This window comes from Bacillus sp. FJAT-28004 (genome assembly GCF_001280845.1).
GTDB lineage: Bacteria > Bacillota > Bacilli > Paenibacillales > Paenibacillaceae > Pristimantibacillus.
The window spans coordinates 1823457-1839720 of the sequence record NZ_LGHP01000001.1 but is presented as its reverse complement, the minus strand read 5'-3'; the positions used below and the strand labels follow the sequence as shown (position 1 = coordinate 1839720).

17 protein-coding genes are annotated in these 16264 nt (G+C 46.0%); all 17 read right to left on the bottom strand.

The annotated features are described in order from the left end of the window. Nucleotides 1-44: 44 nt before the first annotated feature. The gene (locus tag AC787_RS33110; RefSeq protein WP_082360670.1) at nucleotides 45-206 is read right to left on the bottom strand and encodes a YqzL family protein; all 162 of its coding nucleotides are present in this window, start codon (nucleotides 204-206) and stop codon (nucleotides 45-47) included. Nucleotides 207-306: 100 nt separating this feature from the next. Next, on the bottom strand, nucleotides 307-1230 hold the full coding sequence (gene era / locus AC787_RS07615) for a GTPase Era (protein ID WP_054024225.1): 924 nt from the start codon (nucleotides 1228-1230) through the stop codon (nucleotides 307-309). 8 nt (nucleotides 1231-1238) lie between these two features. Continuing rightward, nucleotides 1239-1673, bottom strand: a complete 435-nt coding sequence (gene cdd, locus AC787_RS07610; RefSeq protein WP_054026961.1) for a cytidine deaminase — start codon at nucleotides 1671-1673, stop codon at nucleotides 1239-1241. A 26-nt stretch (nucleotides 1674-1699) separates the two neighbouring features. Continuing rightward, nucleotides 1700-2062: a diacylglycerol kinase family protein gene (locus tag AC787_RS07605; RefSeq protein WP_054024224.1), complete on the bottom strand. Its 363-nt coding sequence runs from the start codon at nucleotides 2060-2062 to the stop codon at nucleotides 1700-1702. Further along, nucleotides 2062-2559 carry an rRNA maturation RNase YbeY gene (ybeY, locus tag AC787_RS07600; protein WP_054024223.1) on the bottom strand — a complete coding sequence of 166 codons (498 nt, stop codon included), beginning with the start codon at nucleotides 2557-2559 and terminating at the stop codon, nucleotides 2062-2064. The genes AC787_RS07605 and ybeY overlap by 1 nt, the downstream gene beginning before the upstream one ends. Then, a complete protein-coding gene (locus AC787_RS07595; RefSeq protein WP_054024222.1) occupies nucleotides 2556-4802 on the bottom strand; it encodes an HD family phosphohydrolase in 2247 nt (748 codons plus the stop codon). Before AC787_RS07595 ends, ybeY begins: the two co-directional genes overlap by 4 nt. A 17-nt stretch (nucleotides 4803-4819) precedes the next feature. Continuing rightward, on the bottom strand, nucleotides 4820-5791 hold the full coding sequence (locus AC787_RS07590) for a PhoH family protein (protein WP_054026960.1): 972 nt from the start codon (nucleotides 5789-5791) through the stop codon (nucleotides 4820-4822). A gap of 6 nt (nucleotides 5792-5797) precedes the next feature. Next, on the bottom strand, nucleotides 5798-6997 hold the full coding sequence (gene yqfD, locus AC787_RS07585; RefSeq protein ID WP_054024221.1) for a sporulation protein YqfD: 1200 nt from the start codon (nucleotides 6995-6997) through the stop codon (nucleotides 5798-5800). Nucleotides 6998-7046: 49 nt separating this feature from the next. Further along, nucleotides 7047-7325 carry a sporulation protein YqfC gene (gene yqfC / locus AC787_RS07580; protein WP_054024220.1) on the bottom strand — a complete coding sequence of 93 codons (279 nt, stop codon included), beginning with the start codon at nucleotides 7323-7325 and terminating at the stop codon, nucleotides 7047-7049. A gap of 148 nt (nucleotides 7326-7473) precedes the next feature. After that, nucleotides 7474-7962, bottom strand: coding sequence for a hypothetical protein (locus tag AC787_RS07575; protein ID WP_054024219.1), 489 nt, complete (start codon nucleotides 7960-7962; stop codon nucleotides 7474-7476). Nucleotides 7963-8022: 60 nt separating this feature from the next. Beyond that, the gene (floA, locus tag AC787_RS07570) at nucleotides 8023-9012 is read right to left on the bottom strand and encodes a flotillin-like protein FloA (RefSeq protein ID WP_054024218.1); all 990 of its coding nucleotides are present in this window, start codon (nucleotides 9010-9012) and stop codon (nucleotides 8023-8025) included. 33 nt (nucleotides 9013-9045) lie between these two features. Further along, nucleotides 9046-10419 (bottom strand): NfeD family protein, encoded by a 1374-nt coding sequence (locus tag AC787_RS07565; protein WP_054026959.1) that lies wholly within the window; start codon nucleotides 10417-10419, stop codon nucleotides 9046-9048. A gap of 156 nt (nucleotides 10420-10575) precedes the next feature. Then, on the bottom strand, nucleotides 10576-11019 hold the full coding sequence (locus AC787_RS07560; RefSeq protein ID WP_054024217.1) for a GatB/YqeY domain-containing protein: 444 nt from the start codon (nucleotides 11017-11019) through the stop codon (nucleotides 10576-10578). Nucleotides 11020-11034: 15 nt separating this feature from the next. Beyond that, complete coding sequence (gene rpsU / locus AC787_RS07555; protein ID WP_005547957.1) at nucleotides 11035-11208, bottom strand: 30S ribosomal protein S21; 174 nt, start codon at nucleotides 11206-11208, stop codon at nucleotides 11035-11037. Nucleotides 11209-11299: 91 nt separating this feature from the next. Beyond that, nucleotides 11300-11647: a histidine triad nucleotide-binding protein gene (locus AC787_RS07550; RefSeq protein WP_054024216.1), complete on the bottom strand. Its 348-nt coding sequence runs from the start codon at nucleotides 11645-11647 to the stop codon at nucleotides 11300-11302. Between the two features lie 131 nt (nucleotides 11648-11778). Continuing rightward, the gene (locus AC787_RS07545) at nucleotides 11779-12390 is read right to left on the bottom strand and encodes a hypothetical protein (RefSeq protein ID WP_054024215.1); all 612 of its coding nucleotides are present in this window, start codon (nucleotides 12388-12390) and stop codon (nucleotides 11779-11781) included. A 15-nt stretch (nucleotides 12391-12405) separates the two neighbouring features. Continuing rightward, entirely contained in the window at nucleotides 12406-16263 is a 3858-nt protein-coding gene (addA, locus tag AC787_RS07540; RefSeq protein ID WP_235560925.1) for a helicase-exonuclease AddAB subunit AddA, read from the bottom strand. Nucleotide 16264 lies beyond the last annotated feature (1 nt).

Genomic DNA, 16264 nt, shown 5'->3' with positions numbered 1-16264 from the left:
ACCCCTATACTCGATTAACCGATTCAATTAATGCCATTGATACGTTAGACAGAAGTATCTTCGAGGTCCAGCTCGGCAAGCTCATCCTGATTTCCTACTAACGAATCGGAGCTGCCATCTGCTCCGTATTGGTTTATTTCCTTGTATAACATGAAAGACTCGACATCCCCGGTCAACGTAAAATACTTCCACGAAAAATTCCGCATACGTATTCATCCCTTTCCGTCCCCTGAAATGCTGCTTCAGACGTTAATAGGATGCGATAAACCGCTCGCGTCTATCCTTAACAAAATACGTCAATTATGCTTATTCGTTCCGATAACCAAGATCCTTTAGTACCCGTTCCTGATTGCGCCAATCCTTCTTCACTTTAACCCACAGCTCGAGAAAGATTCGTGAACCAAGCAGCGCTTCAATGTCTTTTCGTGCTTGCTTGCCAACTTCCTTCAGCAGATCTCCTTTTTTACCGATAATGATTCCCTTCTGGGAGTCACGTTCTACAAAAATAACGGCTCCGATATAGACTACACCGTTTTCCTTAACACGCATATCTTCAATCGTCACGGCGATCGAATGTGGAATTTCCTCGCGCGTCATATGCAATATTTTCTCACGAATAAGCTCCGAGCAAACAAATTGCTCAGGGTGATCTGTAATTTGATCAGCTGGATAATACTGTGGTCCTTCGGGCAAATAACGAGTTAGCTGCTCGAGTAATGTTTCCACATTGTTACCTTTAAGCGCAGAAATCGGAATGATTTCCGCAAATTCATGCAGCGCATTGTATTGCGTAATCATTGGGAGCAGCTGTTCAGGCTCCACTTTATCGATCTTGTTCATGACGAGGAAAACAGGTGTTTTCACTTTTTTCAGCTGCTCAATAATGAACCGATCACCGCCACCGAGTCCCTCAGACGCATCGATGAGAAAGAGTGCCGCTTCTACTTCCCGAAGTGCACTTTCTGCTGTTTGCATCATGTAATTGCCAAGTTTAGATTGCGGTTTATGAATACCAGGTGTATCAAGAAACACGATTTGTGTATCATTTGTCGTATAAACGCCATGAATCTTGTTACGCGTTGTTTGCGGCTTATCTGACATGATCGCTATTTTTTGACCGATAAGATGATTCATTAATGTTGATTTACCAACATTTGGTCTTCCGATTATAGCGACGAAACCGGACCGAAATTTTTTGTTGCTGCGTTCATTTGATGTTTTTTGATTCATATGCTTGTTTAACGCTCCCTATTATCTAATGAAGCCGGCGTGAAGGCACCCGGCAATATGCCTGATACGGTTGAGATCGTCCATTGACCTTTCAAATTCCCCATAATAACGGGCATTTCTGGCGAACATAGCTCAACTAGAACTTGGCGACATACGCCGCACGGCGCAATTGGACTGTCCGTATTTCCGATAACAGCAATAGCCTGGAATTGCCCAGGGCGTTTACCGTCGGCTACTGCACGAAATAATGCTGTACGCTCCGCACAGTTAGTTGGACTGTAAGCCGCATTCTCTATGTTGCAACCATAATGGACTTGGCCCTCATCGTCAAGCAGCGCTGCTCCGACTTGAAAGTTTGAGTAGGGGACGTATGCGCGTGACATGGCTTCTTTAGCCGCATTCATCAACGATGTGTAAGACTCCGACAATCCTTCGAATACCATCATAAACATCCCGCCATTCTCCGTTTTTAATCCATTATTAAATGCCATAAGGGCGGCCCAAGTATGAGCAGCCCTATAATAGCAGAAATTGCAGCAGCAACTAACACCGCCCCAGCAGCAACATCCTTCGCTGCTTTAGCCACTGGATGTTTAGTGGGACTAGCAAGATCAACTGCCTGTTCAATTGCTGTATTTATCATTTCAGCACTTATAACGACAGCGATCGCCATTAAAATAATCGTCCATTCAAGCGGCTTAAGCGATAGCATAAATCCTAAACCACACACTACTGCGGCGGCAATCGCATGAAACCGCATATGACTTTGAGTCCGAAGAGCAAAGTTTATGCCGGAAATTGCAACTGCAAAACTATTTATAACCTTTCGCATTAACGAGTCAAGCCAGCCTGCTGCAAAATAGCTTCTTGCTTAGCAGTCATTTCAGCTTCTGTTTCATCATCCTGATGATCATAACCTATCAAATGCAGAAAGCCATGTACGAACAAAAAGCCGATTTCGCGTTCCAAAGAGTGGCCGTACTCCTCGCTTTGAGCAAGAGCCGTATCGACACTTATGATAATATCGCCGAGCATGCCGGAAATCGGATCTTGTTCATCCTCGCTGTCCACTTCAAAAATAATATCAAGCTCGTCTACGCCATCTTCCTGCATAGCAAATGACAATACATCGGTTGGCCGATCAATTCCGCGATATTCACGATTTAAACGATGAATTTCCTCGTCGTTTGTGAAGGTTAAAGATACCTCACCATCGGAAATCCCTTCCGCTTCACCCGCAAGTTGCAGTAATTGCTCTATTTTTGTAATCCAATCCTCTGGTATTTCCAGTTTTTCCTGATCATTGCTCCAACCGAGTTGCAAGCTCATGCCAAACGCTCCTTTGTTTTCACATCATCCGGATATTCAATACGTGAATGGAAGATGCCAATTACGCTTTCTTTAAGTGATTGCGCAATTTTGTCCAGCTCCTTCATCGTCAAATCACATTCATTAAATTGATTGTCATCCAGCCTGCTTTTAATAATTTTGTGAATCATTGCTTCTACCTGTTCCACGGTCGGGTTGCGCAAGCTGCGAACCGCTGCTTCCACGCAATCAGCAATGCCTACAACAGCCGCTTCTTTGGACTGCGCCTTCGGTCCAGGATAACGGAAATCATCCTCTGTAAACGCAGGCTCAACGCCTTGCTCTTCTGCCTGCTTTACAGCCTTATAATAAAAGAACTTCAGCGAAGTTGTCCCATGATGCTGCTCTGCAATATCGCGAATCGGCTTAGGGATATTATGCCCCTTTAGCATGTCGACGCCGTCTCTCGCATGGGCAACAATGATCGATTTGCTCAACTTAGGATCAATCGTATCATGAGGATTTTCAATATTGGACTGATTTTCGATAAAATAATTCGGGCGCTTCGTCTTTCCGATATCGTGGTAAAAAGAGCCTACTCGACATAACAAGCCGTCTGCACCGATCACTTCGGCTGCCGCCTCTGACAAATTACCGACCATCACGCTATGGTGATAGGTGCCTGGCGTTTCTGTTAACAGCTTGCGTAGCAGAGGGTGATTTGGATTCGACAGTTCCACCAGCTTAAGCGCGGATAAAATACCGAATGTAACTTCAAAGAACGGCATCAAGCCGATTACGAGTATTGCTGTAATCAATCCACTTGCGAACGCAAATGCAACGGAATAGATGAATGGAGCTCGCTCCAGCTGTTCAGACAGCATCAAAATCGATAAAACCGACAAGGAACCGAATAAGCTCACCATAATCCCGGCCTTTAATATTGTTGATCGCTGGCTTGCTCTATGGATCGAGAAGATGGCAGCAAACGATACGACAATAATGACAAAGCCATACTGAAAATCAAATATTTGATGCTGGCTGGTATTCAAAATAATACTGCCCATGATCGCAAATAATATGGAGCTTATCATCGCAAGATGCATATCAAGCAGCAACGTAATTAGCATCGTGCCAAGAGCTGCAGGAGCCAAATAACCCGCATATGGAGCAGCATCCGTTTGCGTAAAAGAAATAATCTGAATCGTGATAATATTGATCAGAAAGATAAGCCACAGCATCAAGAGAGATGAATTATTGTACTTGGGCTTGACCCCGTTAATGCTTCCAGACTGATGCAAATAGGCGTAAATCACGACGATAAACATCAAAGACATAATCAACAGACCGAACTGCGGCCAGTAGTTTTTCCGATCCTGCAGAAGCGAGGAATCCACAAGCAGCTTATACAATTCCGGCGTAATCGTCTGACCGCGCTTCACGATCAGCTCGCCTTCTTTGATAACGACAGGCGGCGTGTTTTGTTTAGCCTGCACCTTAGCCTCGTCCGTCGCTTCCTTATCCAGAAATTTGTTCGGCATAATGGCGAATCTCGCCAGCTCCTGCACAATTTCCCTGCTCGTCCGGCTCGATAACGAGCTTGCGTTAACGAGTTCAGCGACCTGCGTTCGAGCGGTCTCCGCATCACGAAGCTGCTCTACTGTCAGTTTACGCACAATATCCCGAGCTACATCACGCATCTCGGTTAAGGTTTCTGCAGATAGATTAGGCATTTTGTAAAACGTTTCTTCCGGAATCGTGTACTGCTGCTCTTTGGCAATAAGAGCCATTTCCTCAAGCAGTGTATTGTTATATGTTCCTTTACCCTTGTTCAGCTTAACAAAAGTATCTATATACTCCGAATAACGACCTGGAATTTCATTGCGATAAATATCAATTTTATTTTGCAAGGTTACTTGATCGTCCTGATTTAACTGCTCAATTCGAACAAAGATTTGGTCGACAAGCACCTCGTTGCGTAACGGCACTATCGAATAAATAACATCGATCTTGTCGGCTGCGTCCTCTTCAGCTTGCCTAGTCGCCTTCTCGTCTTTAATTTGGAAGGGCGCTTTGATGTCCTTCTCGCTTACAGCGCCCTCCTGAATATCATAAGTTTCAGGTACGAGATGCGGAGACAGGCTGAAATAGAAAAGCAGCACAAACATCAACATCAGCACTGAGCGGACGGCTGCACTCTGCTTCCAACCCGCCGTTTTTGACGGAAGCAAGTTTCCCTGTTTTCCGGTCTGGTTTTGGTTCATGCAGCAGACATCCCTTTCTAGGCTTTGTTTTCAGCATCCCAGTTATAGGCAACAATAATCTTTTGAACGAGTGAATGACGAACGACATCCTGCTCCGAGAATAGGATGATTCCTATCTCCTCTATATCTCTCAGAATCCGCTGAGCTTCGATCAAACCAGAGTTTTTGCCTCGCGGCAAATCGATTTGCGTAACGTCTCCTGTAATAACCATTTTAGAGCTAAATCCTAGTCTTGTCAGAAACATTTTCATTTGTTCAGGCGTAGTATTTTGGGCTTCATCCAAAATAATAAAGGCATCGTCCAGCGTTCGGCCGCGCATATAGGCAAGAGGAGCAATTTCAATCATGCCTCGCTCCAGCGCTTTGACCGTCTGATCTGGTCCAAGCACATCATGCAGCGCATCGTACAAAGGCCGAAGGTATGGATCAACCTTTTCCTGTAAATCACCTGGTAAGAATCCGAGATTTTCTCCAGCTTCAACGGCAGGTCTCGTCAAAACAATTCTTTTTACTGAGCCTTCCTTTAAGGCAGCTACTGCAAGCACAACGGCCAAATATGTTTTACCTGTTCCGGCTGGCCCTATCCCAAAAACGATATCCTTTTTGCGGATCGTCTTCACATAATGGCGTTGTCCGATCGTTTTCACCCGAATAGGTTTCCCGCGAAAGGTGGTTGTAATTTCTTTCTTAAACAAGTCTAACAGCTCTTCTGCTTGCATCGATCTTGCGAGTTCAAGTGCATAGGCAACATCCCGTTCTGACGGCTTATAGCCCCCACGCACGAGCTGTAAGAGCACATTGTACAGTTGCTCTAACGAATCCACCTCTTCAACAGGACCTGAAATGACAATTTCCGCTTCACGCGATGTAATCGATGACTCCACTTGGGCTTGAATAAGACGTAAAAAATTATCCTGTGGTCCAAAAACTCCAAGTCCTTCCGCTGCGTTGCCGAGCGGTATCTTTACTACTTTCGTTTCAATTTGCAACAATCCTCATTCTCCCTGCATATGGACTAGTGGCATTTCCTTAACGATAGATTGCTCGACCTCAAAAAGAACTTTCATATAAACTTTACCATTGTCCGCCTTTTCATGCAAAACAATTTCATCGCGGATGACTGCATCACTGCCTGCTTTTAGGTACAGATTGGCTTTTGCCTGCAGGATCCCAACGTTCTTCGCTTCCTCTTCGGTAAGCGTTCGGTCTTCCATCCGGGTTTCCATGACAGTCTCCTTCATTCTGCCAATCGGCAGCGACCAATTGCGCCAGGCGACCTTCTCCTCATGCCTAATCGCTTCCGAAGAGCCGAAGGAAGAATCGCCATACCCGCTTACTTGAAGCGCTCTTGATCCAATCACTGCAAACCATTTCGTCTCTTTCTCACCAGTATACACCTTAACCTGCTGAACAAGCGGTGAAGAAATTTCAAATTCGTACCAAACCAGCCCCCGAACGTTGCCTTTGGCAACGACAGTCCGCGAGTTCATTTCTCCGCCAATTGTCCCAGAGATCAATATTTGATCTTTTTTCACTTTCGTATTTTTCCGAACGACGGGCCGTCCCGCCTCTGCTATAATCTCCGTAACGACAGCATCAGTAGATGCTACCAAATGACGAGGTGTATTCAAAGAAGCCTTCTCTGGAATCGTTGATTCCACCACTTGAATAATGACCTTCGTCCCCTTCTTCTCTACACCAACCCAAGTAGAGCCTGGCAGCTTGCGAACGAGCTTCTTGGACAGCACGTCAGCATCCGTTAAGCGAAATGACCACTGCATGGGATATAACCCTTCCTCCTTTGCAGCAGCTCTTATCTGATCCTCCGTCAGCTTGACGTTGCCTTGCACATCGATGCTCCATATGAGTGAAGATAGCATAAAGATAATAGCAAAAAACAATACGATTCCGGCTGCAAACAGTTTCCTGCGCTCTGCCTTGACCAGCAGAAAAGGAAGCCCTTTGCGCTTAGTTACATGAACGCGACAGCCTGTCTGCTTTAAATACGGACGAAGACCAAAAAAGTCACTGATTGACAGCTCACATTCGAGCAAGCCGCTGCTTGTCCACCTGATAGAAGACAGCTGCAAGCCGCCGGCTAGCGCTCGGTTGACGAGCTGCTCAGGTTGTCCTCCCCGAATATGAATGGTAACCATACCCTTTAACCAATTTGCGCCTTGTCCGCTCAAGTCCATTCCCCTCCATTACATTCAGCTATAAATAAAGTAAATCCCTTTGTCTATTTCATGGAATCAATTGAATATTCGTAATTTGTCCCTCAACAAACACTTCTTCCGTCCAGATGGTGCGGATGACAAGTGAACTTCCTGTTACTTCCAATTGACCTTTGCTTAAAGCAAGTCTTAATCGCTCACTTGAGAAATGAACGACACCACGGTGGTTTTCGATATATAATTGGCAGTCTCCAATCATCGTTAAACGCGGCAAATCAAATACGACATCATGCGGCATATCAAGCAGCTCTGCTGTCATTTTGCGAAATCTCTTTTTTATGTGGCGCATGTACGATTCTTTGCCTCCTTCAAGGTTTGCTAAAGTAAAGCAAAGGAACGGCGATTTTCATGTACTGTACCAAAATATGCGAACTGCTCGATAAATATGGCTGCAAATTAAAAAAACCGCCTAAGCAATAAGCTTAGGCGGTTCAAAGTTATTTTCGAAAAGGTCGCTTGGAGCGAGGCGGCCCTAATACTTCAGACCAGATCACCGCTTTACGCAGATCATCTGATCGAATGGACGCTGCATTGATGCTCTGGCTTCCGTAATTGCGCTCTGCTGCGGTCTGAGCGGCATCTTTACTAGTTGCAGCTCTTTGAAGCACGCGCTGAAGAGGTGCTATTTGCGGCGGCCCAGCGGTCTCTCTGCTTGAATACGATGGATTCATCTCAGTTGAGCGCTCTTGCTCGGAAGTCGTGCGATAAACAGTACTTCCAGCTGCTTGTTGCGGCTGAGGACGCTCTGACTCACGCTCATGTTCACCGGTCCCAGGGAACAACGTTCGCGGCAGCCCTCCGCCGCCAAAGTCAGGCATTTGACCAGGCTTCTTCTTCGCGCCGGATTTGCCGAAAAAAGAAGCTAGCGCACCCAAAATAACGACGACGATAAATATGTTATTCATTATAAATTCAATAATTTTCAACTTGCCTTCACCTCCAAGGCGCAGTTAATCTGATCCATTCAAATAACTGGGCCATTGACTTTATCGGCCGTCTTTAATGTCAGAAGAACTATCCTGCTTGCCGATAGAGCTGCGCATATGTGTATCCGCTTCGATGTTTTTCAAGTTCATATAGTCCATAACTCCAATTTTTCCGCTTCTGAGCGCTTCAGCCATAGCAAGCGGAACTTGGGATTCCGATTCTACTACTCGAGCTTCCATCTCAACGACTTTTGCTTTCATTTCCTGCTCGTGAGCAACAGCCATTGCGCGGCGCTCTTCTGCTTTCGCTTGTGCGATTTTCTTATCCGCTTCAGCTTGTTCCGTTTGAAGATGTGCACCGATGTTTTTGCCTACATCCACGTCCGCGATATCGATCGACAATATTTCAAACGCTGTACCTGCGTCAAGCCCTTTGCCAAGTACTGTACGAGAGATCATATCCGGATTTTCTAGAACATCTTTATGTGATCCAGCAGAACCTACAGTGGTTACAATCCCTTCACCAACACGAGCAATGATGGTCTCCTCGCCGGCACCACCAACGAGACGCTCAATATTGGCACGAACCGTAACTCGCGCTTTTACTTTTACTTCGATACCATCCTTCGCAACCGCAGCCACGATCGGTGTTTCAATAACGCGCGGGTTAACGCTCATTTGCACAGCTTGCAATACATCACGACCAGCCAAATCGATAGCAGCCGCACGTTCAAAAATAAGAGGAATGTTCGCACGTTGTGCTGCAATCAAAGCGTTAACTACACGGTCGACATTACCGCCGGCCAAGAAGTGACTCTCCAGCTGATTAATGTTAAGACCAAGCCCTGCTTTTGTTGCTTTAATTAACGGGTTGACGATTCTGCTTGGTACAACTCGGCGAAGACGCATAGCAACGAGTGTAATAATACCTACTCTAACGCCCGATGCCAATGCTGATACCCATAGCATGATCGGGAAAAAGCTTAAGAACACAGACAATACGATAATAACAACGACAGCCAAAATTAAAAAAGAAACGATAGGATCCATTTATACCAACCTCCATTTGTATATTCGCTTTCTCTATTTCAATACTTCTTTGACAACAACCCATGTACCTTCCGCTTTAATGACGATAACCATGCGGTTCGAATCGATAAATTCACCCGAAGTGACGACATCGATTCGTTTGTCATCAATGACAATGGTTCCTGCCGGCCTAAGTGGAGTGATTGTCGTCCCTTGCATTCCAAGCAGGGAATCCTTCATATCTGCCGATACGAAACCTTGCTCCGTCGTTAACTTCTCGCGCAATATGAATTTATTCCAGATGCCTCTGGATTTGTTCATTCTAACAAAAATGACGATGAGAATGACCGCTACAACTAACGCAATGACGATCGATATGAAGGCCGTCATTGGATCAGATGCTGCTGTGACTACCCCAGCTACTAACGCAGCACTGCCGAGCAGTCCTAGAATGCCAAAGCTTGGTACAAATACTTCAATAATGAGTAAGGCTATTCCAATTACAAACAGCACGACTGACTCCATTCCAGCAAATCCAGCTACATAATGACCAAAGAAATACAGTGCAAAAGATAAAATACCGACAACACCTGGTACTCCAAAGCCTGGAACTATCATTTCAATAACAATACCCGCAATACCAAGTATGAGCAAAATCGTCATAACGATTGGATTGAGCAGCCATCTAGCTACGTTTTCCGCAAGAGAGGGGACAACCTCAATTTGAGTACGCCCTTCTAAGCCAAGCCATTTGATTGCTTCGTCAACGTTAGCGGCTGTATGCTCTGAATAACCGACCTTCTCAGCTTCACTGGCTGACAGGGTGAGAATTTCTCCCTTCAGCTTATCTCTGCCGAGCTTATCCTTCAGTTCCACCGTTACATTAGGATCCACCATTGCGACTGCGATACGTTTATCCCGACCCTGTAATCCCGCTGACTCGCTCATTTCAGAAGTCCAAAAGGAAATGGTTTTTGGATTATCTGCTAATGTTCCCGAGCCATCCACCACTGCAGCTGCACCAATTGTACTGCCTGGCTGCATGATGATATTGTCAGCATTCAAAGCAATGTAAGTGCCTGCCGATACCGCTTTACCCTCAACAAAAGCCGTAGTTGGAATGGTACTCTCTCTTATAAGATGACCAATCTGCTCTGCGTTTACGACTTTGCCGCCAAGTGTGTTTATAACGAGAATCACATGCTCAGCTTTTGCTTCTTCAGCTTCTTTAAAGGCTCTCTCCAAAAAGGATTGAAGTCCTGATTCAACCGTTTGCTTAACGGGAATGACATACACGGCTGGTCCGACCTCATTTGCTGCCTTTGCTTTCTCCACAGGGGACCCAAAAAACGCTGCAAGCGTCACCATCAGCATTGCTGCGATCAAAGCGATTGGAGTGGCGGACAAACTTCTTCGCCATCGATTCATCTGCACGAAGGTTCCTCCTTTTTTTCATGTTTGCTTACTACTACGTTTATCGAATGAAAACGTTTCAGACAGCATTTCCAATATCATACCATTTACACTTGAAATGGACAAAAAAACACCCCCGTTAAGGGGTGTTTTGTGAGTCCGTATGTTTAGTTAGTTGAGGTGTTGCTGAACGAGCTGATTTACTAGTTTACCGTCAGCGCGTCCTTTTGTTTTAGGCAAAAGGGCACTCATAACTTTTCCCATATCGGCTTTGGAAGAAGCACCGAGTTCATGGATGGTCTGCGTTACTATCTCTTGAATCTCTTCTTCAGTCAGCTGTTCGGGAAGGTATTGACTAATAATTTCAATTTCGACCACAAGACCCGCTACTAAATCATCACGGCCGGCTTTTTTAAATTCTTGGAGGGAATCTTTACGTTGTTTGATTTCACGACTCAATATATCAAGCACTTCGTTATCGTCCAAAGGACGCTTGAGATCGATTTCCAAGTTTTTTACTGACGCGCGCATCATACGAATTACGGAAAGTTTAAACTTGTCCTGATTCTTCATGGCTTGCTTCATATCGTCGGTCAATCTTTCGCTCAGGTTCATTATGGAAGGATCCTCCTAAAACTTTCTCTTGCGCGCAGCCTCAGACTTCTTCTTGCGCTTTACACTTGGCTTTTCATAATGCTTGCGTTTTTTCACCTCAGCTAGAACACCATCTTTAGCGATGGAACGTTTAAAGCGGCGAAGCGCAGCATCAATAGTTTCGTTTTTGCGAACTTTAGTTTCAGACACCAGTTTTCCCTCCCTCCGAAACAGACCGTCCAGAGCTATAACACGGTTTATCAAATTTCATTATATGTCAAACCAAAAGGCAGTGTCAACTTTAGATATCTGCCACCAGAGAAGAAAGTTTCGTTCCCCCTAATAGATGGATATGCAGATGATAAACAAGCTGTCCTCCGTCGGCATTAACATTGTTGACCAGACGATAACCTGACTCAGCAATTCCTTGTTCTTTAGCGATTTGACGAGCTACCGCGAACAGCTCAGCTATAACTTCGTCATCATCATCGGTAACATCATTCATCGTAGCGATATGTTTCTTCGGAATGATAAGAATATGTACTGGAGCAGCTGGCTGTATGTCGTGGAACGCGAGAATTCTGTCATTCTCAAATACCTTCTTCGACGGTATCGCACCTTCGATTAGTTTACAGAAAATACAGTCCATAGGTTTCACCCCCTATTCGCTTTCCTTTCCATATCATACCGAATTTTTAGCCTCTCGTCCAATGATAATACATAAAAGGAAAAAACTTTGTTACTTGATCCTTAAGAACACCGTGAAAATGCCACTTTCTACTAAGAAAGCTTAGCCGAATGCTCCTCCATAATTTTTTGTACCTGCACCACGAGTTCTACCCATTCGAGTCCGCTGGACAATCGAATAATAGCAATTCGACTCTCGCCAATATTCGTATTGAAGCCGTTCAACACACCGGAAATGGCTTCGAATGAGCTTATTAATGCAACGATATATGCTTCATCAGATTCATTCAAAGGACCTTCATATCGACCAATGGTTTGCAAACCTTTATCGACATCACTTACATAAGTTAAGGGAAGCTCTGTATTTATTTGATCTGGCTGAGAGGTCACATCTGCTGCTTCAGCTGTAAATTCCACCAAAGCATGCCCGTTAGCAGCCACTTTGCCTGAATCATATTTGATAATATAGCGCTCATCCAAACTTTTGCTTTGAAGCAAAGCATCCAGCTGTGGAATCATTTTCTCTACATATTGCCTAGAATCAACAGCTGCTTTGAAAATTTTTTGACCTTTTACATAATTGTTTTCTTGTTTATTTTGTAAAAATTGCGAGTACAAAAAAACGTTGCCGATTAAGCTGAATACTAGAATAACGAGGGTTATCGGCAGCGCAATGGAGCGTTTGCCTGTGTGCTGTGGTTCCAACTTCACAGCCTCCTTTTATTTTTTGTTCGTTCTATCAAGCTGAACCGTCTGGCCGCCGTCAAAGAAAAAGACGTGACATTCGTTCACCTTACGCCCTAGAACAGATTCAATTGCTTCTGCATACAGCTCAAGTTGGAAACGATGTCGTTCTGCCGCTTCCACCCATTGCTGCTTATAAATTCGATCCGTCTTATAATCGAGCAATACAACACCCTGAGCATCCTCGAATAAGCAGTCGATAACACCTTGAATCAATATCGGTTCATCTAGATCAGAATTGGGATAAACACGATTCGCTGGGAACATACAGCTAAACGGAACCTCTCTGCGCACCCATTCCGCGTTAAGCAAACGCTGACCAAGCTCACTTTTGAAAAAAGCTGCGACGTTCGGCAGGTCGATTGCTTCCGATTGTTTCGCCGTCAGTAGCTTTCGCTCAATCATTTGGCCAAGGGTTTGTACGAGCATCGGTTCATCGACTTCCTCCGTAAGGGAGACAAGCTGCATAAGCAAATGATTGACAGAGCCCTTCTCGGCGGCTGTAAGCGACTTTTCCTCCATAAAGGCAGGACGGCGCAGTCGGAACGTGTACGAGGCTTCTGGGGCTTCTGCAGCTTCTCGTAGATGTGTATCCGACTGTTGCTTATTCAGCTCACCCAAAGGAACAGCTTCCTCCTGAACCTCCGAGTACAGTCTCTTCATTTCCGTAACTGACGTTTTCGCTGCAAGTGCCGCTGCTTCCAGATGCGGATACTGCCATTCCAGCCGATCGCGCAGCTCCTCTTCTACCTCTACATGCTCAAGCAGCGACAGCGTAGTCACCGCTTGCAACCGCTCTTCCATCTCAAGATCATGCTGCTCCGTCGACTCTGTTGCTGCAGCGGCCTCTGTCCCGAATAAGGAAGCAGAAACGACACCTGCATGCCAATTGGGAGCATTACAGTCAGCCTGTTGAGTGTCATTAATTTGCCTTGCAGCGAGTGGACCGAGCCAATCGATAAAAGATCGTGCAGCCGCAACCCGGAAATCAGACATTCTACCGTTCACATCGACAGAAGACAGCCAACGCCTCAGCTTGGATTCAGCATCTGCTACAGTCGCAACGAGAAACATTTTCTCCTTTGGCCGAGTGAGAGCAACATATAAAATTCGCATCTCCTCAGCGAGCATCTCTTTGCGCATCGCCCTTCTTATTGCCAAATAAGGCAGCGTCGGATAACTGATGCGCAATGCCGGATCAACAAAACGAGGCCCGAAACCAAGCTCCTTATGTTTCAAGAAGGCACTTCGAACATCCTGTTGATTAAAAAGCTTGCCTAAGCCTGCTACGAATACAACCGGAAACTCAAGCCCTTTACTCTTATGGATGGACATAATGCGAACAACATCCTCTTGTTCACCTAGCGCTCTTGCCGTTCCTAAATCACCGCCGCTATCTCGCATTCGTTCAATAAATCTTAGAAAACGAAACAAACCGCGGAACGAGGTTGCCTCATATTGACGCGCCCGGTCATGCAGCGCTCGCAAATTCGCCTGGCGCTGTGTGCCTCCCGGCAAACCTCCAACAAAATCATAATATCCAGTCTCGCGGTAAATCTCCCATAGCAAATTCGCAAGTGAGCCCTGCCTTGCTTCCTCGCGCCAGCGATCCAAGCTGTCCAAAAACAGTGAAAGTTTTCTGCGGGTATCATCGTCAAGAAACAAATCGCCTGCTGCCTGTAGAACTGCATCATAATACGTAGATTTTGCCGATTGGATGCGTATTCTTGCAAGCTCCTCCGCATTTAGTGCAAATAATGGCGACCGCAAAGCAGCAGCGAGCGGAATATCCTGATACGGATTATCGACAACTCGAAGCAAGGACAGCATCGTCTCGACTTCAGTCGCTTCAAAATAACCGCTGCTTAGCTCCGCGTACGCTGGAATGCCGCTTCCTTGAAGCTCTTCAATAATGATCGGTGCCCATTGTTGAGTCGCCCTAAGCAGGATTACAACATCTCGCCACTGCATAGGTCGATTCTCACGCCGTTTACCATCATAAACCTGGAAACCGCTGTCGATAAGAGACCTCAGCTGATGAGCAATCCAACGCGCCTCCAACTGTGCAGCTTTCAGCTCGGAAGCTGATTCGACGGGCACTCCGTTTTCTCCTTGTTCACCTTCATCGGGCAACTCTGATGAATCCGAATTTTCGCCAGCAGCTTCCTCACCATCATCTGCATCCGCTTTGTTCAGCACAGCAAACTCGACTTGACAGCGATCGGCCGGCACTGGCTCTGGATAAGACGCGCCACACACGAGCTCTGCTCGCTCATCGTAATCCATCTCGGCCACAGTCTCACGCATGATGGCGCGGAATACAGCATTAACGCCATCAACGACCTCCGATCGACTTCGGAAGTTACGCGCCAAATCGATACGCAGTGCGCCAAGCTCATCCGTTTCAGATCGCTTATTCATCTCAGAACGAGACAGATACGATTTATATTTTTGCAAAAACAACTTCGGCTCAGCGAGTCGGAAGCCGTAAATGCTCTGCTTGACATCACCAACCATAAAGCGATTGCCAGCCCCTGGACGTTCGATTAACGAGACGATAGCTTCCTGCACCATATTCGTATCCTGATACTCATCAAGCAGAATTTCATCGAACTGTTGCTGGAATTCCATCGCAGCAATCGAAGGTGACATTTGCTCTGGCGTAGATGATGGATCGCGCAATATACGTAAGCAATAATGCTCCAAATCGCCAAAATCCAGCATCCCTTTTGCACGTTTAGCCGCTTCATATCCTTGTCCAAATTCGATGACGAGCTCTGATAACGCCTGCATCAGCGGTGCCAGCTCCTGCAGCTCTTCCAAAAACTGCTCTGCCGTTCTGCCAAAGAGCTCTTCCGATAGAGAGGTAATCAGCTTTTTCGCTTGATCGCGCAGCTCCTTGGCTTGCTCCTGAAGCGGCTTATCATATTCATCGCCACGCATCGCTTTTAGCTTGCCGAATTGAATCGCTTGGAAAGGTTCTATCCAACTTTCCCACGGCATGGAATGAACCATTTCCGAGAGATTGCTGATGATTTGCAGATCCTCATCAAAAGTAGCGGCGTAAGGTGCGGGTCCAGCAGGTTGACGTGAAAGTTCAAGCGCTTGATGCAGCAGCGAGCTCGCTCCTTCTAAAGCCAGCTCAATGTCACTTGTTAAGCTGACAACCCATGGACTGTTTTGCAAGGCTGATACATCCGCGATATTAAAGGCATTGGCTGTTTGCCTTAGCCAATATTCAGGCCATGGATGGCTTTGCGCAAAGTCATATAATTGTTGAACAAGCCGGTACAAAGGCTCATCCCCACGTTCACCGCCATAGCGGTCGGCAAGATGGAGAAAAGCGCCATGATCGCCTGCCCCTTCGTATTTTTGTTCGAATAGCTGATCAAGAACATCGAGGCGCATAAGCTCACTTTCCGTCTCGTTTGCAATACGAAAACCAGGATCCAGTCCGATTAGCGGGTAGTAACGCCTTATGACATCCATACAAAACGAGTGAAGCGTCGTTATAGATGCTCTATTCATCAGAGCCAGCTGACGGCGCAAGTGCTCTGATTCGGGTTGACGCTCCAGTTCTAACTCTAATGCGTTACGTATCCGGTCCTTCATTTCCGCTGCAGCCGCCTTCGTAAAGGTGGCAACGAGCAGACGATCGACATCAGCGTTCGCCGATATTTTACGGATGATCCGTTCAACGAGCACCGCTGTTTTACCCGAGCCTGCTGCAGCAGCTACAAGGATGTTCGAGCCGCTTGTAACGATTGCATCCCATTGATCATCGGTCCATGTGCTATTTTCCGGCTTGGGCGAATCCTTTGCAGTAAACATCATC